This is a genomic window from Flagellimonas sp. (genome assembly GCF_965215805.1).
Lineage (GTDB): Bacteria > Bacteroidota > Bacteroidia > Flavobacteriales > Flavobacteriaceae > Flagellimonas.
Map to the genome: position 1 here is coordinate 560,517 of NZ_OZ244124.1, position 22,470 is coordinate 582,986.

At 43.1% G+C, this 22,470-nt stretch carries 20 protein-coding genes; 13 read left to right on the top strand and 7 right to left on the bottom strand.

Annotated elements, in window-relative coordinates:
• Positions 1–3 precede the first annotated feature (3 nt).
• The 3 genes from secG (at position 4) to groL (ending at position 2,544) form a co-directional block, all read left to right on the top strand.
• Positions 4–372 carry a preprotein translocase subunit SecG gene (gene secG / locus ACOOE0_RS02465; protein WP_420400895.1) on the top strand — a complete coding sequence of 123 codons (369 nt, stop codon included), beginning with the start codon at positions 4–6 and terminating at the stop codon, positions 370–372.
• Positions 373–519: 147 nt separating this feature from the next.
• A complete protein-coding gene (locus tag ACOOE0_RS02470) occupies positions 520–798 on the top strand; it encodes a co-chaperone GroES (protein WP_138837935.1) in 279 nt (92 codons plus the stop codon).
• Positions 799–909: 111 nt separating this feature from the next.
• Positions 910–2,544, top strand: coding sequence for a chaperonin GroEL (groL, locus tag ACOOE0_RS02475; RefSeq protein WP_420400896.1), 1,635 nt, complete (start codon positions 910–912; stop codon positions 2,542–2,544).
• Positions 2,545–2,593: 49 nt separating this feature from the next.
• Here groL and ACOOE0_RS02480 read toward each other — a convergent pair whose 3' ends face one another.
• Complete coding sequence (locus ACOOE0_RS02480; RefSeq protein WP_420400897.1) at positions 2,594–3,658, bottom strand: DUF3179 domain-containing protein; 1,065 nt, start codon at positions 3,656–3,658, stop codon at positions 2,594–2,596.
• 12 nt (positions 3,659–3,670) lie between these two features.
• Positions 3,671–4,648 carry a transporter gene (locus ACOOE0_RS02485; protein ID WP_420400898.1) on the bottom strand — a complete coding sequence of 326 codons (978 nt, stop codon included), beginning with the start codon at positions 4,646–4,648 and terminating at the stop codon, positions 3,671–3,673.
• Positions 4,649–4,879: 231 nt separating this feature from the next.
• Here ACOOE0_RS02485 and ACOOE0_RS02490 point away from each other — a divergent pair, with 231 nt between their 5' ends.
• From ACOOE0_RS02490 to ACOOE0_RS02500, 3 genes are read left to right on the top strand one after another with little or no spacing between them, the layout of a single operon-like run.
• The gene (locus ACOOE0_RS02490) at positions 4,880–6,079 is read left to right on the top strand and encodes a glycoside hydrolase family 18 protein (RefSeq protein ID WP_420400899.1); all 1,200 of its coding nucleotides are present in this window, start codon (positions 4,880–4,882) and stop codon (positions 6,077–6,079) included.
• A 16-nt stretch (positions 6,080–6,095) separates the two neighbouring features.
• The gene (locus ACOOE0_RS02495) at positions 6,096–8,324 is read left to right on the top strand and encodes a DUF4838 domain-containing protein (protein WP_420400900.1); all 2,229 of its coding nucleotides are present in this window, start codon (positions 6,096–6,098) and stop codon (positions 8,322–8,324) included.
• Positions 8,325–8,333: 9 nt separating this feature from the next.
• Positions 8,334–9,821 carry an alpha-L-fucosidase gene (locus ACOOE0_RS02500; RefSeq protein WP_420400901.1) on the top strand — a complete coding sequence of 496 codons (1,488 nt, stop codon included), beginning with the start codon at positions 8,334–8,336 and terminating at the stop codon, positions 9,819–9,821.
• 62 nt (positions 9,822–9,883) lie between these two features.
• Here the strand turns inward: ACOOE0_RS02500 and ACOOE0_RS02505 are convergent, their stop codons facing one another.
• The 4 genes from ACOOE0_RS02505 to ACOOE0_RS02520 all read right to left on the bottom strand — a co-directional run bounded on the left by ACOOE0_RS02505 (position 9,884) and on the right by ACOOE0_RS02520 (position 13,674).
• Complete coding sequence (locus tag ACOOE0_RS02505) at positions 9,884–10,594, bottom strand: heavy-metal-associated domain-containing protein (protein ID WP_420400902.1); 711 nt, start codon at positions 10,592–10,594, stop codon at positions 9,884–9,886.
• Positions 10,595–10,960: a heavy-metal-associated domain-containing protein gene (locus tag ACOOE0_RS02510; protein WP_420400903.1), complete on the bottom strand. Its 366-nt coding sequence runs from the start codon at positions 10,958–10,960 to the stop codon at positions 10,595–10,597.
• An 18-nt stretch (positions 10,961–10,978) separates the two neighbouring features.
• On the bottom strand, positions 10,979–13,213 hold the full coding sequence (locus ACOOE0_RS02515) for a TonB-dependent receptor (protein WP_420400904.1): 2,235 nt from the start codon (positions 13,211–13,213) through the stop codon (positions 10,979–10,981).
• Positions 13,214–13,299: 86 nt separating this feature from the next.
• Positions 13,300–13,674 (bottom strand): HYC_CC_PP family protein, encoded by a 375-nt coding sequence (locus tag ACOOE0_RS02520; protein WP_420400905.1) that lies wholly within the window; start codon positions 13,672–13,674, stop codon positions 13,300–13,302.
• A gap of 178 nt (positions 13,675–13,852) precedes the next feature.
• Here ACOOE0_RS02520 and ACOOE0_RS02525 point away from each other — a divergent pair, with 178 nt between their 5' ends.
• From ACOOE0_RS02525 to rodA, 7 genes are all read left to right on the top strand, one after another.
• The gene (locus ACOOE0_RS02525; RefSeq protein ID WP_420400906.1) at positions 13,853–14,305 is read left to right on the top strand and encodes a GAF domain-containing protein; all 453 of its coding nucleotides are present in this window, start codon (positions 13,853–13,855) and stop codon (positions 14,303–14,305) included.
• A 92-nt stretch (positions 14,306–14,397) separates the two neighbouring features.
• Positions 14,398–15,930: a bifunctional phosphoribosylaminoimidazolecarboxamide formyltransferase/IMP cyclohydrolase gene (gene purH, locus ACOOE0_RS02530; protein WP_420400907.1), complete on the top strand. Its 1,533-nt coding sequence runs from the start codon at positions 14,398–14,400 to the stop codon at positions 15,928–15,930.
• A 55-nt stretch (positions 15,931–15,985) separates the two neighbouring features.
• Positions 15,986–17,014: a rod shape-determining protein gene (locus ACOOE0_RS02535; RefSeq protein WP_036380166.1), complete on the top strand. Its 1,029-nt coding sequence runs from the start codon at positions 15,986–15,988 to the stop codon at positions 17,012–17,014.
• A gap of 61 nt (positions 17,015–17,075) precedes the next feature.
• Positions 17,076–17,894: a rod shape-determining protein MreC gene (gene mreC, locus ACOOE0_RS02540; RefSeq protein ID WP_420400908.1), complete on the top strand. Its 819-nt coding sequence runs from the start codon at positions 17,076–17,078 to the stop codon at positions 17,892–17,894.
• On the top strand, positions 17,887–18,393 hold the full coding sequence (locus tag ACOOE0_RS02545; protein ID WP_420400909.1) for a rod shape-determining protein MreD: 507 nt from the start codon (positions 17,887–17,889) through the stop codon (positions 18,391–18,393). Before mreC ends, ACOOE0_RS02545 begins: the two co-directional genes overlap by 8 nt.
• 52 nt (positions 18,394–18,445) lie before the next feature.
• Positions 18,446–20,314: a peptidoglycan D,D-transpeptidase FtsI family protein gene (locus ACOOE0_RS02550; RefSeq protein WP_420400910.1), complete on the top strand. Its 1,869-nt coding sequence runs from the start codon at positions 18,446–18,448 to the stop codon at positions 20,312–20,314.
• Entirely contained in the window at positions 20,304–21,590 is a 1,287-nt protein-coding gene (rodA, locus tag ACOOE0_RS02555; protein WP_420400911.1) for a rod shape-determining protein RodA, read from the top strand. The genes ACOOE0_RS02550 and rodA overlap by 11 nt, the downstream gene beginning before the upstream one ends.
• Here rodA and ACOOE0_RS02560 read toward each other — a convergent pair.
• On the bottom strand, positions 21,587–22,387 hold the full coding sequence (locus tag ACOOE0_RS02560) for a DNA/RNA non-specific endonuclease (RefSeq protein ID WP_420400912.1): 801 nt from the start codon (positions 22,385–22,387) through the stop codon (positions 21,587–21,589). The two genes, rodA and ACOOE0_RS02560, sit on opposite strands and share 4 nt — an antisense overlap.
• Positions 22,388–22,470: the final 83 nt, after the last annotated feature.

Below are 22,470 nucleotides of genomic sequence, written 5' to 3' on the forward strand. Positions count from 1 at the left end.
ACCATGAGTACGTTTACTATATTTTTGATTTTGATCATTGTTGTATGCCTTTTGTTGGTATTGGTGATCATGGTACAGAACCCTAAAGGAGGTGGATTGTCTTCCTCTTTTGGAGGTGGTGGCAGCCAAATAGTTGGGGGAGTCAAAAAAACTGGGGACTTTTTGGATAAAAGCACTTGGACCTTAGCAGGGTTGTTGATCGTTTTGATTCTAATTTCCAATGTTTCCTTAAAAGGAAATTTCAGTCAGGCCGACTCTAAATTGTTACAAGGGGACGATATTGAAAATACGGTACCTGAGACGGTTCCAGAAACAGTTCCTGAGCAAGTTCCAGCTACGGATAACACTAATCCAGCGGACACCATCAACTAAAATTAGGTGACAGAACAAATACATAATGCCAGCTTGAAATGACAAGCTGGCATTTTTGTTTTATATAATGTCAGTTTTCATCATAATGGCATAATTTCTGTCCAAACATTCGAGAATTTTTAAAACAAATACCTAAAGATTAATAATATGGCTAAAGTTAACATCCAACCATTAGCGGACAGGGTACTTATAGAACCCGTAGAGGCTGAGACCAAGACAGCTTCGGGAATCATCATCCCCGATACCGCCAAAGAAAAACCTCAAAAAGGAAACGTAGTTGCCGTTGGTCCTGGAACTAAGGACGAATCCATGACCGTTAAGGTTGGCGATACTGTTCTTTACGGAAAATATGCAGGCACCGAACTGAAATTGGACGGTTCTGACTACTTGATCATGCGCGAAAGTGACATTTTAGCAATCGTATAACAGCTAAAAATTCCAAAATCAAAATAACAAACTCCAAAATGCGACCTTCCTGAATACATCATTTGGGATTTGGATTTTGGAACTTTAATTTTTCAACATAAAAATTATAAAATGGCAAAAGATATTAAGTTCGATATAGACGCACGCGACGGCCTAAAAAAAGGTGTGGATGCCTTGGCCAATGCTGTAAAAGTTACCTTGGGACCCAAAGGTAGAAACGTAATCATCAACAAATCCTTCGGCGCTCCCCAAGTCACTAAAGATGGGGTAACCGTAGCCAAGGAAATTGAATTGGAAAATGCCCTGGAGAACATGGGTGCCCAAATGGTAAAGGAAGTTGCTTCCAAAACCAACGATCTTGCCGGTGATGGAACAACCACTGCAACCGTTCTTGCACAAGCTATCGTAAAGGAAGGCCTTAAAAACGTAGCTGCCGGTGCCAATCCAATGGATTTGAAAAGAGGAATTGACAAGGCTGTGGAAGCCATTGTTGCAGACCTTGCCAAGCAGTCCAAAAAAGTAGGGGACTCCTCTGAAAAAATTAAGCAAGTTGCCGCCATCTCTGCCAACAATGACGGAGCCATCGGTGACCTTATCGCCCAAGCGTTTGAAAAAGTGGGTAAAGAAGGTGTTATCACCGTGGAGGAAGCCAAGGGTACTGATACCTACGTTGATGTTGTGGAAGGAATGCAGTTTGATCGCGGATACCTTTCTCCTTACTTCGTTACCGACTCTGAAAAGATGATTGCCGATTTGGAGAACCCATACATTTTGTTGTTCGACAAGAAAATCTCTTCCATGAAGGATTTGCTTCCTGTATTGGAGCCTGTTGCCCAATCTGGAAAGCCCCTATTGATCATAGCTGAGGACGTTGATGGAGAAGCATTGGCTACTTTAGTGGTGAACAAATTGAGAGGTTCCTTGAAAATCGCAGCTGTTAAAGCACCTGGTTTCGGTGACCGAAGAAAGGCCATGTTGGAAGACATCGCCATCCTAACCAATGGTACCGTTATTTCTGAGGAAAGAGGATTCTCTTTGGAAAATGCCTCTTTGGAGATGCTAGGTTCTTGTGAGCGAATCACTATTGACAAAGACAACACTACTATAGTGAACGGTTCTGGAGACACAGACAATATCAAAACCCGTGTGAATCAGATCAAATCACAAATTGAAACCACTACTTCGGATTACGACAAGGAAAAACTTCAAGAACGTTTGGCCAAATTGGCTGGTGGGGTTGCCGTACTTTATGTAGGTGCCGCTTCTGAGGTTGAAATGAAGGAGAAAAAAGATCGTGTGGATGATGCTTTGCACGCCACAAGAGCTGCTGTGGAAGAAGGAATCGTTGCTGGTGGAGGTGTTGCCTTGGTTAGAGCCAAGTCTGTACTTGCCAAAGTTGATTCTGTAAATGCCGATGAGGAAACTGGATTGCAAATTGTAGCACGTGCCATTGAATCCCCATTGCGTACGATTGTTGAAAACGCAGGTGGCGAAGGTTCAGTTGTTGTTGCCAAAGTAATGGACGGTAAAGGTGACTTCGGTTACGATGCCAAGTCTGACCAATATGTGGAGATGATGAAAGCAGGTATCATCGATCCTAAAAAAGTAACCCGTATTGCATTGGAAAATGCGGCATCTGTTTCAGGAATGATATTGACCACGGAATGTTCATTGACCGACATCAAGGAAGATGCCCCAGCCATGCCTCCAATGGGAGGTGGCGGCGGAATGCCAGGAATGATGTAAAAATTCCGAAACCATAAATAGGAAAAGCCCCAAAATTTTGGGGCTTTTTTTATTCACTATATAACTGGGTCTGATAAAATGCAGGGATGGAAAACCACTGTGCCATCATGGCATCAACCTGTCCTAAACGCTCACCCTGCCTTGGTCCTGAAACGGCTTCGCCAAAAACATTCCATTCATTCCCCTCATTGTCCGTAAGTACAATAGCGCCATTTCCAACAGCAAACGCATACTCAAATTCCAGGTTGACCGTATCCTCATCCAAAGCAAATACCGTTATAAAACTTTGATTGCCCACCAATAACAGTTCATTGCCACCATACAAGTCCCTTATAACATTTTCGGACTGGAAATCAGAAAACTGATACGCCTTGGCCCGATTTCCATTCAAAATGGCTAAGACTTTTTCTTTGGATGGTAATCGAGGATCTCTATCCACGGGAAACAGGAAAAAGTCGTGATCCGTGTTGTAGTTCCCATAGGGTGACACCCCATAGGTTCTGGAAAAACCAGTATTGGTGCTCACAACCCTAACTTCCGGAAACATCTGTTTTAAAGTTCCCCAATCGGTTTCCAACAGTTGATACAATTCTGGTTTACTGCCAATTAAGGTTCCATTTACGGATTCGTTCAATATTTGGGACCAATTGCTGTCGGACAAGCGGTCGTAAGGAATAAGGTTGGTGTTGTATAACAGTCCTGAAACCCCAAAAGTAGTTTCAGTACCTTCCAACATTCTTCCCCAGCCTATTCCTGTGCCGGTCAAGGGGCAAAAGGTCACTGCCATGGAAACATCCCCGATATTATCGTTTATAATCTCGTGCCAATCCAATATAATATGCGGATATGCCCTTACCTCATCCCCATTTTTAAAGGCCAACACCAAATCATTGTTTTGTAGTATCTCGGTTTGATCCGCTGTGATCAGATTAGGATTCTCCAGGGCTGGAATTCCGTCCTTTCCCGGGCCTCCATCCAAAACTTCCTGTACAGGAATACTCCACGGAGAGGAATTATTTGTAGGAGTGTCATCCGTACCACCCGAGTTTGTCTGCTCGGCCGAGCTGCAGCCATACATCGCAAACAACACCAAAAAAATCAATATTCGTTTCATAGCAAGTATTTTTTAGTTGTTGAGTATCGTGTTGTTCTTTCGTTTTAATGTGACAAAAATCCCCGCAGTAACTCTCAAGGTAGGCGTCAGTTGTGTTCCCTCCACAAAACTGTGGACCGGTATTTCAACTTTGGACACCAAGGCCAAGGAAGGTGAAAGCGCAGCGGAAATTTCTGGTCGGATAAAAATCCATTCCCCACCCGTATTGGGTAAGTCGGAGGCATTGATTTTATCCACAAAGGCCTTCCGGTATTTGACAACCAATGAAGGTTCAAAAATGGTGTTGAGCCATAAAAATTGGTCTGAATAACCCGCATTGCCCTGAATCTCATTTCCGAATTCGTAGGTGGAAGTGCCATTCAAATAATCCTTGTTTACCCCAGTAAATCTCATAGTAAAATTGGCAGATAGGGTAGCCGATTCCCTAAAAGCTGGATTCTTTGAAAAAGATACCAGGCCCACAAAGTCCCATGCGCCACTTCCCAGCTGTAAGTCCGCTGTAAGCTGGATACCTTCTGGGGTAGTAAAATCGGATCGTCCAAAGGGAATCTTAATCCCTCCTCCAATACTAATGTTTGACTTCTCCCCCACCAAATCAGGAAACGCATATTTTACCAAAAAAACCCCATCGCCAATACCCCTGGTTTCGGTGTCCGTTTCGTTTCCAAATTGGGAAATCGTCCGCAACTGATTTACCCATGTCAAAAGCGATTCAACGGATAATCTATCCGTAAAAGCATATCCTGCACTGACCAAGACAGAATTGGTAATACGTAGCCGGGAATCATCATCCAACCTATCGGAGCCAGCATTTAAGGTGTTAAGATTATTGTAGTCATAGCTAATACCCAAGGTAAATGCCCCTTTGCCTTCATTGGGCAAACCCAGATTATTGGACAGCGGAACACCTCCCGAACAACAGGTCTGGGCATAAGACATGTTCATGGTACAGATAGCCATGAACAAAAGAAGGGAACCAAAAATTTTCATAGCACCTTTTGAGAAGTGTCATAAAAATGCAAATCCTTACAATTCAGCCTGTTAAAATTTATGTTTTGTCGTCAACTGCATGTAGCTGCGATGCCCAACTTTCACCATTGATCCGAGCTTCACAATAGCCTCAAATCTGTTGTTGATATATGTACCAACGCTCTCGGTCTAATTCTTTCTGTTAGCTACCGATAAATGACTAATTTTTAGTTTCTAAACCTATACTTAAAAATGAAATTCTCCCAATTATTAAACTCCATTCTAGCCGTCATATTAGCGGTTGGTTTAGTGGGTTGTTCCGAACCACTGGAAGAAACCGATTCAATCGTGGTCATGGGCTACTATGTCCCAGAAGCGGACTACCAACCTGACCAGCTTCCGTTGGATCAACTCACCCACATCATATTCTCATTTACCAATGTGATCGATGGAGAAATGAAGTTTAGAAACGCTGAATCTGGCGAAAAACTCAAAGCCTTGGTAGCCCAACGTGAAAAACACCCCCACATTAAAGTAATGATCGCCTGTGGCGGATGGGGCGCCGATGGTTTTTCAGACATGGCTCATACCCCGGAAAACCGCAAAAAGTTTGTGGAAAGTGCAGTTGCCTTTAACAAAGCCTATGCATTGGACGGACTGGATATGGATTGGGAATATCCCGCCATTCCTGCCGCGGGAACAGGAGCGCGACCCGAAGACAAGCAAAATTTCACCTTGTTGATGAAAGAGCTTCGGGAAGGATTGAACACCCTAGACCGCAAACAAACCTTAACGTTTGCCTCTGCGGGTTGGCAACGATACTACAACAATGTGGAATTACTGGAGGTAATGAAGCATGTGGATTATATGAATATCATGACCTATGATCAAGTCGGAGGAAGTTCCCCCTTTACCGGACATCATACCCCGTTGGGCCTCATTACTGAAGCGGATGTTAAAGAAACCTTTGCTTGGGAGTATATGAATGAGCGTAGAGAACAATTAAGGGAAAGAGGCATTACCAGTCTTGACCCCAGGTCTGCGGAGCGCATTGTTGATTATTGTTTACAGCAAGGCGTTAAAGCAGAACAGATGGTCATCGGTTCTGCGTTTTATGGCCGCGCTTGGAAAGGTGTTCCGCCAACAAACAATGGTTTATACCAGTCCAACACAGGAGCCCATATTGGATGGAGTGCCTATAGGCAGATCAGAAGCGAATTTGAGCCAGATACCCAGTACAAAAGATATTGGGATCCCATAGCCAAGGCACCTTATCTCTACAATGCCACGGATAGCATTTTTATTAGCTATGACGATACTGTTTCCGTTCGCTTAAAGACGGAATATGCATTGCAAAAACAATTGGGAGGCATTATGTTTTGGCAATTGGGCAACGACACCAAAGATTCCAACAGCCTTCTGAAAGCCATGTACGAAGCATCCATAAAATAACCTCACAATAAAGCCAATGCCAACAAAATTCCATTTCATCATCCTAGGTCTAACTATTCTGTTCTCGGCCTGTAATACTGATAAAATTACCCTGTCCAAGAACGGCAGTTCTGAGTACGAGATAGTCTACACGGGCGACTCCACAGGGAGCCAGCATAAGTCTGCGGAAAAACTTCAGGAATATCTACTACTAATTAGCGGAGCCCAAATAAATCTTGTGGATGAAAATTCCCAAACGACAAAGAAGAAAATCTATGTGGGCAATATCAAGGAAGAATCCTTGGAATACCATCAAATCAAAATCCAGACTGAAAACGGGAATTTATACATCAGTGGCGGTTCTGACGCTGCTACCCAAAATGCCGTTTATGAGTTTTTGGAAAAATTCTTGGACTGTAAATGGTACGCACCCGGAGTTGCAAAAATTCCGGAAATGAAGACCATTTCATTAGATCCCATTGATTATTCCTATACTCCGGAAATTACCACTCGAACCGTCCATTCAAGGTTGTTTTACCAAAACCATGAATTCGCTGACCAGCAAAAGGTGACCTATGAGGCGTTTCCGACCTATGTGCCTTCTGCACGGGTACATACGTTTCATAAGTTTATGCCCGAGGAGGTTTTTTACGAGGAGCACCCGGAATATTATGCCCTAAGAGGGGATAAAAGATTACCTACCCAGCTTTGTCTGACCAATGAGACCGTTTTGGAGATTGTAAAAGATTCGGTGGCGGCTCTTTTTGAAAGACACCCCAATGCTGCTGTTTTATCGGTGAGTCAGGATGACAATCAGCAGTATTGCCAATGTCCCATTTGCAGTAAAGTGGACGAAGCTGAGGGAAGCCCTGCCGGTACCATGATTCGGTTTGTAAACGAGGTGGCCAAGGCCTTTCCGGAAAAGACCATATCCACCCTGGCCTATCAACATACCCGTAAACCCCCAAAATCAAAACCAGAGGAAAATGTGTTGATCACTTTGTGCTCCATTGAGTGCGATCGTAGTGGCCCCATTGCGGACAAATGTGAGGATTTTGCCAATGACCTTATCGGTTGGGGAAAATTGACCGACAACATCCGTATTTGGGATTATACCACCCAATTCACCAACTTTTTGGCACCCTTCCCGAACATTCGAACCTTACAACCCAACATTCAATTGTTTCGGGACAACAATGCCCAGTGGGTATTTGAGCAACACAGCAATAACCCCAGTGAGTTGTTCGAGCTTCGCTCGTATATGACTGCAAAACTACTTTGGGATCCAAATCTTGATTTTCAGGCCTTGCTCGAGGAGTTTACAGATGGATATTATGAAGAAGCAGCGCCATTCGTACGAGAATATGTCAATAAGATTCATGACCAATTGCAAGAGGTTCCGGATTTTTTCCTCTTTCTATACGGTGATCCCTCTGAAGCATTTGGTTCTTATCTGAATCCTGAACTCTTAAAAGAATACGTGGCCCTTTTTGATGCTGCTGAGGAAGCGGTATCCCAAAAACCAGAAGTTATAAATCGGGTTAAGCTGGCCCGCATGGGGATTGATTATGCGGTTCTGGAAGCCAGCAGAAAAAACCTGACCACGGATCTGAGCCTTACGGTTGCTGATGCCAACGGGGTGGAATCCATAAATCCAGCAGTTGCGTTATTATTGGACAACTTTAGCAAGACCGCCAAAGCAAACGACATCACTCTGATGAACGAAATGGGTTTCACGGTAAATGAGTATGGAGCCAATTACCTGTCCGCCTTGGAAATGGCCAAGAAACCCAACAAGGCCAAAGGAAAACAGGTGGTTACCCTTACCCAACCCAAGAAATACGCCGGAGAAGACCCCATGGTGCTCACTGATGGCGCATTGGGCGGTAGTAGTTTTTATGCCAATTGGCTGGGCTACGAAGGTAATAACATGGAAGTGGTGGTGGACTTGGGAAAAATCCAATCCGTTAGCAGCATTTCCATGGCTTTTCTGCAAGTGACCAATCACGTGGTGTTTTTTCCATCCGAAGTACGCTATTTGGGATCTATGGATAACGAAAACTTCGTTTCTCTTGGAACACTGGCAAATCCAAAGCCGCTAAACAAAAAAAGTAAGGTTAACGACATCCAATACTTTGATCTTGATTTTGACTCTACAAACCTGAGATACATTAAAGTAATTGCCCCAAATACCCCTACTCCGTACTGGCATCATGCCGCTGGATTACCCTCTTGGGTATTTGCCGATGAGATTATTATTGACTAAGACCATACCATGACAAGAAAAACTATTACCATGCCACTGTTGCTGTTGATGGCATGTATTTCCATTGGAACCCAACTACAAGCCCAGGCTGTTTATGAGGATGAGCGGTACGTTCCCGAAACAGACCCCTTGGTCTTGGATAAATTGGAAGCTTGGCAAGATTTAAAATTTGGTTTGCTCATGCACTGGGGCACTTATAGCCAGTGGGGGATTGTGGAATCTTGGTCACTTTGTCCCGAAGAATATGGTTGGTGTAAACGAACAAAAGGATCAAACCCACAAGATTATTTTACCTATAAACAAGAATACGAAGACTTAAGAAAGACCTTCAATCCAGTGGATTTTGACCCCAATAAATGGGCGAAAGCAGCCAAGCAAGCTGGAATGAAATATGTGGTTTTCACTACGAAACACCACGACGGTTTTTCCATGTTCGATTCCAAATACACCAATTATAAGATAACGGCACCCGATGTTCCATTTTCCAAAAACCCGAAGGCAAACATCACTAAAGAAATCTTTGATTCCTTTAGAAACGAAGGATTGTGGACAGGAGCCTATTTTTCAAAGCCGGACTGGCACGTTCCTTCGTACTGGGACCCCTATTATCCACCAAGAGATCGGAATGTGAACTACGAACCTGAAGCCAACCCAAAAAAATGGCAAGAGTATGTTGATTTCACACACAATCAGATTTTGGAGCTATTAACCGATTATGGCAAGGTAGATATCCTTTGGCTGGATGGCGGTTGGGTAGCCAAAACCCCAAAATCGGCCATAACCACTTGGTATGACCAACAGCTCACCAATAACGACAATGGTTATCTGAAACACCGCATTGTGAACCAAGACATAAAAATGGACGAATTAGTGGTCAAAGCCAGGGAAAAACAACCTGGATTGATTGTGGTTGACCGAGCCGTACATGGAAAAAATCAGAATTATTTGACCCCTGAAAATAGAGTTCCGCACAAACCGCTGCCCTATCCTTGGGAATCCTGTATCATTGCCGGTGGAAGTTGGTCCTATAGCTTCAACGCCAAATACATGTCTGGCAGGGAAGCTGTTCATCTACTGGTGGATATAGTGGCCAAAGGTGGCAATCTACTCTTGAACATTGCCCCAAGCCCAGCAGGCACTTGGGATGAAGGTGCCTATACCATGCTCAAAGAAATGGGAGATTGGATGGAAGTAAATAGCGAAGCCATTTATGGAACCCGTGCCTTAGATCCATACAAGTTTGGTCAAATCTGTGTAACCTCTAAACCAGATGGCACCATATATTTGATTTATTTGGTTCAGAAAGGGGAAACCGATTTAACCTCGGAAATCAGTTTTCCTCTAGGTAAGGTTCAAAAAAGACTAAGGGCAAAATTGCTTGAAACAAACACTTCATTAAAAACCAAAAAAGTGGAAGATCGCTTGGTGATTTCGATTCCTGAAAGTCTGAAGCCAAAACTTTTAGACACCAAAGCATTTGTCATTAAACTCAAATAGGTTGAAAAAAGGCCTCTTGAACGGATAGCATTGCTATACCCAAAAGAGGCCTTTACTTACTTTTAAGCCAACAGCATCCAAAACGCCATGATCAACATGATGGCATTTTCAATAAAGGTGGCCTCGGTCATGGGAAGTTTTAATGCGGTACCCAAGCACGCACATCGGATGCTCTTTTTGTCCAACAAGGTTTTGGTGACCCCAAAAGTTGTTATCCCAAGTATCACAATCGTGGCAATCAGAGCAAATTGTAATTCCAATCGCATCAAAAATAGCAGCCCCAAACCAAGTTCAATAAATGGGTAAAGCCATCCATAAAATGGCACCGCCCTTGCCAAGGGGTCGTACATGGCAAAACTTTCTGGAAAACCCTTCAAATCCAAAAACTTGAAAAAGCTAAAGACAATGTAGAACAAGCCCATAAAGTCCAACATGGCTTCATTGGTGTTCCAATCCCTTGCATGGAGCAAAATTGCTGCTCCAAAGAGGTAGGCAAAAATCAAGAATAAGGGTTGTAACTGGGCCCATTTTGACTTTTCTTCTTGAACTTCAACTGAATCAGAATGAATTACTCCCTCCGTGATTTTATACTTGTCTGGAAGTACCGCCCTAAATTCGGATATATCAATATGATGCAGAGTGGATAAATGGGCTGAAGCCGATGTCAAATCCACCTCAACGGCCTCTACACCTTTCACTTTTGATAATTTCTCCGTAACGGAAGCCACGCAACCTTCACAGGTCATACCGGCTATCCCAAGTTTTTGATCCATCTAACCTTCATTGTGTTTCTTGCTATCATCCGTATTGTCTTCCCTATACTTGCAACATGGGTGAATTTTATCATAGGCTTCTTGGGTTGCCTTCAATTCCTTGGTGTCATGGCCTGCTTCCACCAAAGCCGTTTTAATCTTCATGGCATCGGTCTTTCTCTCGTCCATTACCAAAGAAAGTTGGTGGGTGGGTATGTCCCAGCTCGCAAATTTTACTCCAGGTACTTCCAGAGCTGCCTTTTCAATGCGCATTTTACACATTTCGCATTTACCATTGACGTCCAGAACCACTTTTTTGTTTTTGTCCTGAGCCATCCCTAAGGTGGAGATCAACAAGCAAACAATTATCAAAATTCTATTTTTCATCTTATTTCAATTTAGTTATTATGATTTAAATCTAAAGCCCGCATATACCATTCGACCAAAAATAGGGGCGTATACAATGGTCGTGTCAAAGTTCGTTCCAAATGGATCTTGCGAACCCAAAACCGGATTGTCCTGTCTGATGTTTGCCAAATTCTCGCCGCCAACATACACTTCAAATTTCTTGGAAAACACCTTGGTCACCTGGGCATTCATAAGACTATACCCCTCAGCGAAATCCCCCAACTGAAATTCCATAGGATTTGCGGATGTATTGGGCAGTCTTTGCTCTCCCAAGGTATGCAAGGTATAATCAAAGCGCCATTGGGAGCCATTCTCCGTTGGTTCGGTTGTATAGCCTAAATTGGTAAAAAAACGATGTCGCGCCTGCAAGGGTTTTTGCAATCTTCCAGTTTGGTAATCTGTTTTTACATCATAGAACTTGTAAGCTGTACGCACTTCAAATCTAGGCAACAGTTCATGGTTCAACTCCACCTGAAGACTGTTGGCAAAACTTTTTCCGTCCAAATTGGAAAAGGTTACTTCCCTAGGATTTTCCCAATCCACTACAATTTGGTTGTCAAAATCCGTCCTATAAAAATCCACAGAGAAATTACCTGGTCTTTCAAACAGGGTAAATCCCTGTAGAAAACTAACACCATAATTAACGGCCTTTTCAGGGTCAAATCCATAAACTGGACCACCATTGCCCTGTAACAGGATTGCTCGGGAGGAAGCGAACATACGCTGATTTTCAGCAAAAATGTTGGCTGCCCTTCTTCCAATACCAAAAGAACCCCTTAGACTCCCTTTCTCCCAAGGCGTGTACCTTACATGAAGACGGGGAGTTACAAAATTGCCCAATCTATTGTGGGTATCCACCCGAAGTCCAGCTGTAAAACTCAACTTCTCCAAATTGGTGTAGGCATATTCCAAAAATGCACCTGCGGAACGGTCCACGCGCTCAAAATTTTGAGTGTTTACCAGTTCATCATAGCCATCGTAGGCGAATGTCAAACCAGCGGTGAACTTGTTCTTGGTATTATCAATAATGGAATTGAACAGCAAATTCGAATAAATACTCGTATGATCAATATTGTACACATTAAACCCGTAGTAGGAATCCTGCTGATGATTACTATATGAAGCTTGAAATCCAAAGCTCTGATAGGGCAAATCGGGGAAAACATATCCCAATTTCAACGATCCATCAAACCGTTTGGTGTCAATTTCACTGCCCCAGGCGTTGGTCGTAAATCGGTCAGTATCTGGATTAAAATCCTCTTGGCCAATTTGTTTTTCATCATTAAGATATCGTACGTTCAAAAAGCTAATCCATCCCGTTTCCGGGTTTTGATATTGCCATCGGTTCATGATGTTGATCTGATTGGCCAACGGATTGTCCAAAAACCCATCATCATTGTTATCCACCTCTATATCCCGTCTATTGCCGTGAATATACAGTCCGGTACTCCATTTGTCAGACAATTTGGTATTCAAATGGGTGTTCAGCTCCAATCTCCCATTTAGATTGGCATAGCCATTGGCAAATATGGGGGTATCGGTAAGGGGTTTTTGCAATTCTGTATTGATCTGGCCCGAAATACTTTCATAGCCATTAACCACACTTCCCGCACCCTTGGTAATCTGGATACTCTCCACCCAGGTCCCTGGGGTGAAGGTAAGCCCAAAAGCTTGCGAAGCTCCACGAACCATAGGGATGTTCTCCTGGGTAATCAACAGATAGGGACTAGTCAATCCCAACATCTGTATTTGCTTTGTCCCCGTCAACGCATCGTTGAAATTGACATCGATGGCCGGATTGGTCTCAAAACTTTCAGACAGGTTGCAACATGCAGCCTTGAGCAGTTCTGCACTGTTTACCGTGACCACGTTCTGAGGCGCAAAATAGGCTTTCTGAACAGCATCCCGTTCTTTCTCCACAACCACCTCATCCAATTGGTTGGAAGGCCGCAACCAATGATGCACCATTTTGGGTTCGTTAATGGTCAGCGTATCCGATTGAAAACCAACAAAACTTATGATCAATTTGTTATAATCGGGGGAATAGGGAATGCTAAAAGTTCCATCTTCCTTGGTAATGGTTCCTAGGGGGGAATCCATCCAGTACACATTGGCACCAGCTAGCCCAATATGTCTGTTTTCCGCATTGGCTTCCATGACCATCCCCTCAATCTTATCTTGAGCGGTCATGGCCAGTGGTAGCCAAAGCATTAATTTTAATATGTGTTTCATTTGATATTTTAAACATTTGTTATTGAAATAAATCAACCTTCCCGACTCATATTTCTGAGACGGGTAACTGCAAATTGTTTAAAACATCAAATCAAGAAGACTTGGTCCAAAAGATGGATATCCCGGGTTATTAAAGGAGGCGGATAACCTTTGTGCGGTACACAACGTTCCTCAAGCGAAGCCGCGGGATTAAGAAAAGTGTAGGTAAAAGCAAGCAGAAAAACTTGCTGTTCCAACTCCAAGTCCGTCAAAGTAAGTTTTAGATCATCCTGACCGGAAATGGTGAAAGATTCATCATCACAACAGTCATGGCCCTTGGTTTCATTTCCCATGGCAACCATTGCCTTTTCCATGTCGCAATCATCGGCCTCCGTAAATAGGGAAATGTCCATTACCCTACCCATGCAAAGATGCTTATCCACAGTCCATGAGACCGTGGAAAGCAATACCAACATTGCCATGCAAACCGATGCTATTTGTTGAAAAAGCACTTTCACGAGAACAAAATTACCAAATATTTTAGTTGTTCATGGATTTCTGGCCGATCCTTAACTAAATTTTAGCGAGGTCCAAGTGTAATTTTCATGTTGAAAATCGACCTAAAAGTTCAGTTTAAAATACATTTGCAAAAACTAAAATATGCTTGCCGATTTAAAACCTAAAGTAGTTTCCATATTGGACCACTCTGAGAAAACCGTGGATGAGCGTCTTGCCTCAGTTTGTGATTTACTAAGGGATTCCATCTCCTATTACGACTGGGTTGGATTTTACTTTAGAAATGGCGACAAAGAGGAGCTTAAATTGGGCCCCTATGCGGGAGAACCTACAGATCATACCATAATCCCTTTTGGCAAAGGTATTTGTGGGCAAGTGGCCGTAAGCAACCAGAACTTTGTTGTGCCCGATGTGGCCGCACAAGACAATTACATTGCCTGCAGTATTACGGTAAAGGCTGAAATTGTTGTTCCGCTGTTCTTAAACGGGGAGAATATTGGCCAAATCGATATTGATTCCAACACCCCGGACCCCTTTTCGGAGGAAGATGAACGGTTTTTGGAATTTGTGAACGAAAAAGTATCACAAATTCTTTAAAACTAGTGCCATTTTGTTGATAACACAGCTCACATTTTACTGACAAAAAAATTACTTTTGTGTGCTTAAGAAATTGATTTTTAAGACACAAAATGACTACCACCAAAAAAGCTTCAGCCGCCCTTATTTCCGTGTTTCACAAAGACGGATTGGAACCCATTGTTAGAAAACTTGACGAACTGGGAGTTGCGCTCTACTCCACAGGGGGAACCGAGAAATTTATCAAGGATTTAGGGATAAATGTGGTGCCGATAGAAGAAGTCACGGACTATCCTTCCATTTTGGGTGGACGGGTAAAAACCTTACACCCCAAGGTATTTGGGGGAATCCTGAATCGCCAGGACAACGACGGGGATGTGGCACAAATGACTGAATATGATATTCCCCAGCTGGACATTGTTATTGTTGACTTATATCCGTTTGAAAAAACAGTGGCCAGTGGAGCTTTGGAACAAGATATAATTGAAAAAATTGACATTGGAGGTATTTCCCTCATCCGTGCAGCAGCGAAAAATTACAAAGATGTGCTCTGTGTGTCTTCCATGGAGGACTATGAAGATTTCTTAAACGTGATTTCAGAAGGGAATGGTAACACATCGCTGGAAGACAGAAAGCGGTTTGCAACAAAGGCCTTTAATGTGTCTTCCCATTACGATTCGGCCATTTTCAATTATTTCAATGCAAATGGCAATGAAACCGCTTTAAAAATCAGTGAGCAAAATGGAAAAGTGCTACGCTACGGGGAGAACCCGCATCAGCAAGGGGTCTTCTTTGGAGATTTCGAGGCCATGTTCTCCAAACTTCATGGTAAGGAGCTTTCGTATAACAATTTGCTGGATGTGGATGCAGCGGTGAATTTGATGGGAGAGTTCCAAAATGATGACCCTACTTTTGCCATTCTTAAACACAACAATGCCTGTGGCCTTGCCACCCGAAGCACCATTAAACAAGCTTATGTGGACGCGCTTGCGGGAGATCCCGTTTCGGCCTTTGGGGGGATTTTGATTTCCAACGTAGAGATTGATTCAGCTACTGCAGAGGAAATACACAAGCTGTTCTGTGAAGTGGTCATAGCACCAAGCTATTCGGATGAGGCCTTGGAAATCCTGAAAGGGAAGAAAAATAGAATTATCTTGATTCAAAATGAGGTTGCACTTCCAGAAAAGTTGGTACGAACCTGCCTTAATGGCGTTTTGGTACAGGATAAGGATTTTAAGACCGATACGGCGGACGGATTGAATCCCGTTACCACCCTACAGCCATCAGCACAAGAAATTGAAGACCTTATATTCGCTTCCAAGCTCTGTAAGCACACCAAAAGCAACACTATAGTCTTGGCCAAAAACAAGCAACTTTGTGCTAGTGGAACCGGCCAGACCTCAAGGGTTGATGCCCTGAACCAAGCCATCCACAAGGCCAAGTCGTTCAATTTTGATTTGGAAGGGGCGGTAATGGCCAGTGATGCCTTCTTTCCTTTCCCGGATTGTGTGGAGATTGCCCATAAAGCAGGCATCAAAAGTGTAATCCAACCTGGAGGCTCCATTAAGGATCAATTGAGCATAGATTATTGCAATGAAAATGGACTGGCCATGGTAATGACAGGCACTCGGCATTTTAAACATTAATTTTAGTACATTAGCCGATAAAATTTACCGTTAATCCGAAAAACCAACGTTTTCTATGGGATTTTTTGATTTCATGACCGAGGAAATCGCCATTGACCTCGGTACTGCAAACACCCTCATCATACATTTGGATAAAGTAGTCGTGGACAGCCCCTCTATTGTGGCCCGTGATCGGGTTTCGGGCAAGATTATTGCCGTAGGAAGGGAAGCCAACATGATGCAGGGTAAAACCCATGAGAATATCAAGACCATTAGGCCTCTTAAAGATGGAGTAATCGCCGATTTTGATGCTTCGGAAAAGATGATCAATATGTTCATCAAAAACATTCCGGCACTAAAGAAAAAGTGGTTCCCCCCAGCTTTGCGAATGGTCATCTGCATTCCATCCGGTATTACCGAAGTGGAAATGCGGGCGGTTCGCGAATCGGCAGAACGTGTAAATGGCAAAGAAGTGTATTTGATTCATGAACCCATGGCCGCTGCCATTGGTATTGGTTTGGATATTATGCAGCCCAAAGGAAACATGATTGTGGATATAGGCGGTGGTACCACCGAAATTGCCGTAATTGCCTTGGGCGGAATTGTATGCGATAAATCGGTGAAGATTGCAGGGGATGTATTCACCAATGATATCATCTATTACATGCGCACCCAACACAACCTGTATGTAGGGGAAAGCACAGCCGAGGCCATCAAAATTGAAATCGGTTCGGCAACTGAAGACTTAAAGTCCCCTCCGGATGACAAATCCATTCAAGGAAGAGACCTGTTGACCGGAAAACCAAAACAGGTTCAAGTTTCCTACAGGGAAATTGCCAAGGCTTTGGACAAGAGTATCCTGCGCGTGGAAGATGCTGTTATGGAAACCTTGTCGCAAACACCACCAGAACTGGCAGCTGATATCTACAATACAGGGATTTACCTAGCTGGAGGTGGATCTATGCTAAGGGGTCTGGACAGAAGATTATCCCAAAAAACCGACTTACCTGTTTATATTGCAGAAGATCCTTTAAGGGCAGTGGTTCGAGGTACAGGTATTGCGCTTAAAAACCTAGAACGCTATAAAAGTATATTGATCAAGTAGCCGGAGTCCCAAACGGCAACCCATTTTGAAAGTTTGTGGACTTTCGTAACGAGACAGTTGCATGCAGCGCATCATCAATTTTATTTTAAGTTACAGAAATGCGTTTCTTTATGGCTTCCTCATGGTCATTTCACTGGTCTTGACCATACGTTCACATTCCTATCACCAATCCAGATTTTTTAACTCCTCCAAATGGGTAAGTGGTAATATCTATGGAACGGCTGCCAATATTTCGGCCTATTTTGGGTTGCGGGAGGAAAATCAGCGTTTGGTGGAAGAAAATGAGGAATTGCGACGGTTACTCTTCAACAATGCTACCCTGACCAATCCCATTTTTCCTGATTCCATTTCCACAAGCTATGAAGTAATCAGTGCCAACGTAATCAAGAATAGTTTTTCGTCCCCACGTAACTATCTCACTATAGACAAAGGAAAAAATCATGGGACTGCCACGGATATGGGCGTAATAACAACCAAGGGCATTTTGGGCATTGTTGAAAATACATCCAATAAATTCTCCACGGTTCAAAGTGTGCTCAACACCAAGTCCAACATCAACGCAAAAATCAAGAACACCAATTATTTTGGTTCCCTTACTTGGGATGTAGGCGATTATAATGTGGTACAATTGGTAGACATTCCAAGATTGGTTCCCTTAGTGGTGGGCGATACCATTGTTACAGGGGCCATGTCCAGTATTTTCCCCGAAAACATTCCTATTGGTGTCATCAAAAAGTACGATCTGGACAATTCCAGGAGTTTTTATCATATTGATGTGGAACTGTTCAACGACATGTCCAACATCAAAAATGTGTATCTGATCATCAACAAAAACAAGGAGGAAATACAGGAACTAGAAGCTAGAACACAGAATGAATAGTACCTTGTTTATTAACGGACTTCGTTTTGTTTTACTTGTGCTAACGCAAGTGCTGATTTTCAACACCCTGAATTTTCTTGGGTTCATCAATCCCTTGGTCTATGTCATTTTCTTTTATTGGTATCCCATTAAAAGCAACAGGGCCATATTTATGCTGACCGCCTTTTTGCTCGGCTTTATGATTGATTTCTTCTCTGATACCCTGGCCTTGCATTCCATTGCATCGGTTACCGTAGCCTATGTTAGGCCTGTGATCATGCGATTCTGCTTTGGTGTCAACTACGAGTTTCAGAATTTCAGTTTCAGGAATACCACCAAAATTCAGCGATTGACATTCTTGGGGCTATTGGTGTTGATCCATCAAGTGGTCTTTTTCTCATTTGAAATCATGAGTCTGTCCCATTTCCTTCTCATTTTGAAAAAGGTTTTTGCCACAGGTATTGTAACTTTGATAATATGTGCCCTCTTTAGTTCACTTTTTAGCCCACAAAGCGAATAAAATTGTGGTTGTTCCGTTGAAATAAAAGATGCAAGGGCAAATCGGGTTTTAAATGAAAAAGCTACTCTTATCTTCCATCATTGTAATCATTGGATTTACCTTCATTGGTAGACTCTCCTATTTACAACTGTTTCGCTTTTCCCCAGACCAAATTTTGGACGACCCTGCCATTAAAAAAATATACGATTATCCCGAACGGGGATATATCTACGACCGCAATGGGGAACTCATGGTAGGAAACCAGGCTGCCTATGATGTCATGGTCATCCCCAGAGAGGTAAAACCTTTGGACACCTTGGAGTTCTGCAATCTCCTGGCTATAGACAAAGCCGAATTTGTCAAAAAAATGAAGAAGGCCAGAACTTATTCCCCCCGACTTCCTTCGGTGCTCGTTCCGCAATTGTCCAAAGAAGATTATGCCCGCCTACAAGAAAAAATGAGGCACTTTGAAGGCTTCTATATCCAAAAACGTTCCCTTCGCTACTATACAACTTCTGGAGCTGCCAATGTTTTGGGTTATATCAGTGAGGTAAATGAATGGGATTTGGATCGAAATCCGTACTACGTAGCGGGTGAACTAAAGGGCCAAACCGGGGTTGAAAAACAATACGAAGAATTATTGCGGGGAAGAAAAGGGGTAAAACACATCCAAAAAGACCGATTTAATCGAGATATCGGCCCCTATAAAGGCGGAAAACTGGACACCTTGCCCGAACAAGGGAAGGAAATTAGAATCACCCTTGACAAAAAATTGCAAGAATACGGAGAGCGGTTGATGCATGGCAAACGCGGTGGAATTGTAGCCATAGAACCTAAAACCGGGGAGATTCTGGCCATGATTTCCGGACCCACTTATGACCCATCCTTATTAGTGGGCAGGCAACGCTCCAAAAATTACAGTAAGCTCCATTACGATTCCATTTCCAAACCGCTATTTGATCGTTCCATTTCGTTTGAAAAGGAACCTGGATCTCCATTCAAAACATTAAATGCGTTGGTAGCACTTCAAGAAGGTGTAATAGAACCCAGTACCAAGTTCCGATGTTATAATGGGTTTTATGTTGGAAACCAGAAAAAGGGATGCCATTGTGGAGGCGGGGTGCGCAATATGATATTGGGGATTCAGGAATCTTGCAATGCCTATTTTGCGGGAACGTTCCGAAAAATCTATGACAAGTTCCCAACTACGGACGAGGGGATGGATGTTTGGGAAAAGCACATTGAAAGTTTTGGTCTGGGGAATTATTTGGGCACGGATCTGCCAACGGGTAGACCTGGTAGGATTCCAGGAAAGGCCTTTTATGATAGATGGTACGGTGACGGCGGATGGGCTTCATCCACTATCATATCCAACAGTATAGGGCAAGGGGAAGTTGCAGCCACTCCTCTTCAATTGGCCAACATGACCGCAGCCATTTCCAATCGAGGGTATTATTACACGCCCCACATTCTGAAAAGTGTTGGTTCTTCAGGAGCGATTGATCCCAAATACACCGAACCGCATTATACCACCATAGACCGAAAACATTTTGATCCCGTTATCGAAGGTATGTCCAACGTTTACAAATACGGGACTGCCAAATGGATTCAGGTACCAGGCGTCAATATTGCAGGTAAGACCGGGACTGTGGAAAACTTTACCCGAATTAACGGCGAAAAAGTGCAGCTTACGGATAATTCGGTGTTTGTGGCCTTTGCCCCCGTGGAAAACCCCAAAATTGCCCTGGCCGTATATATTGAAAATGGGTATTATGGAGCTAGGTATGCCGGACATATTGCTTCGTTATTGATTGAAAAATATCTCAAAGGGGAAATTACCCGCAAGGATTTGGAAAAACGTATGCTCGAAAAGACCTTGGAGCACGAGTATGCCAAACCTTTAAGTGGGGAACCGTTCAAGATAAACGAGTATGTTTGGTAGAAGGGGGCTGTTTGGCAGATTGGATTGGCTTACCGTTTTTCTCTATGCACTTTTGGTTTTCATGGGTTGGGTCAACATTTACTCCACTACATTAAGTGATCCCGATCTTTCCATTTTCGATTTTTCAACCTTGTATGGCAAGCAGCTATTTTTTATGGGTCTGGCGGGTGTGGGCATTGTCTTCGTACTGTTTATAGAAACCAACTTTTTTGAACGATTCGCCTCCATCTTCTATATTGCCTCCATTGTACTCTTGTTAGGGCTTTTTGTCTTTGGTAAAACCATTGCCGGCGCAACTTCTTGGTACGATTTGGGCTTTTTTAACCTGCAACCTTCGGAATTGGCCAAAATGACAACGGCCTTGGCCTTGGCTAAATACTTGAGTGATATTCAGACCGACATCAAAAATAGAAGGCATCAACTGTATGCCTTGGTGATTATCCTTTTACCAGCACTACTGATTTTACCCCAGCCAGATCCCGGGAGTTCCCTAATTTACTTTTCGCTCTTTTTTGTGCTTTTCAGGGAAGGTTTTCCGCTTTACTATTTGGGAATTCTTCTGGTCATGGTCATTTTATTTGCCACCACCTTAATGTACGGAACCGTTTGGGTTTCCATTGGTTTGGTTATGCTCACCATCCTCATTTTTGGGTTCAAGAAAAAATCTACCAAAATTCCGATACTCCCATTTATTGGCATCATGGCAGCCGCGGTTCTGTTTTCCTTTTCTGTTCGGTTTGTCTTTGACAACGTTTTTGAACAGCGGCACCGAGACCGTTTTGCCCTTTGGCTGCGTTTGGAAAAGGATGAGCAAAAATTGGAAGAAATCCGAAAGACTATTGGCTACAATACGTACCAATCCGAAAAAGCCATTGAATCCGGTGGGTTCTTTGGAAAGGGGTTTTTGGAAGGCACCCGTACCAAGGGAGACTTTGTTCCCGAGCAGCATACGGACTATATTTTTAGCTCTGTTGGGGAAGAATGGGGGTTTTTGGGAACCGCTTCGGTAATTCTCATATTTTCCATTTTCTTTTTACGGTTAATTTATATTGCGGAGCGGCAAAAAAATGATTTTAGTCGCATGTACGGGTATGGGGTCATTTCCATTCTGCTGATTCATTATTTTATCAACATTGGGATGGTCATTGGACTTTTGCCAACCATAGGAGTTCCACTACCCTTTTTCAGTTATGGAGGTTCAGGGCTTATCTTCTTTACGATGCTGTTGTTTATTTTCCTGAAATTGGATTCCAACCGATTAAAGGACGGTATCTAAAAATCCCAGCCTGAAGCATTGATATCTGTTTCCAGTTTGTCTTGCCATTCCTTGGGTTGATTAACGAAGAAATTTATCCCCGAACGTTTTTCAAGCTCATCTATGGAAATCAGAAATTGATTCAAGGGTTTTTGGCTTTCCCTATGCGGTATGAGAAAGGCGAGGAATTCGTCCCCAGCCTTACTTTTCTTTATGACCACTTTGAAGAAGGCCTCAGGAACGTCCACATCCTCCTCCCCAATTTCTTCCAGGCCTTTTTCCAAAACTCCTCCCGTTATAACCACTAAATCTCCTCGTTTTTTACACCATTGTCTTACTTGTTGTTCCAAACGGTTCCATACCCCTGCATTAAAATCCCGATTTTGGGGACTAATGTTGCTAGTATAAAAGGTTTCATTGTAAGCATATTCGGAAAACCGTCTATCTCCAGCCGGACAAAGATGTCCGCGGTCGTAACCGGAACCTTTATAATTTCTCCAATCCGCCGATTTGGTTTTCACTTTGGGGTCTTCAATAAAATAAGGTCTTTGGCGGTCATCATGCGTAAGATGACTTCTTTGCAAAGGATAGGCCACCCACTCCGCCTGTTCATGTGGCTCGCTATAGGAAAGCATAAAATAATCATGTTGCACCACCTCATCCGTAGTGGACTGAGGCAAAAAGAGCTTATCTATTAGCGGACCATCACTGTCACTTTCAGGATTGGAATAGGTGTCTGGGGTATAAAAATTCTCAAACACCCAAAACCCCACCACACAGGTTATAAAGAGAAGCGTATAGATGGTTTTGTTTTTCATTGCCATTCCCAATTAATCAATTAGTCAAAGATTGGTATAAATTTGAAAGGAGCAAGGGTAATTTATCGTATTTATATCCCAAT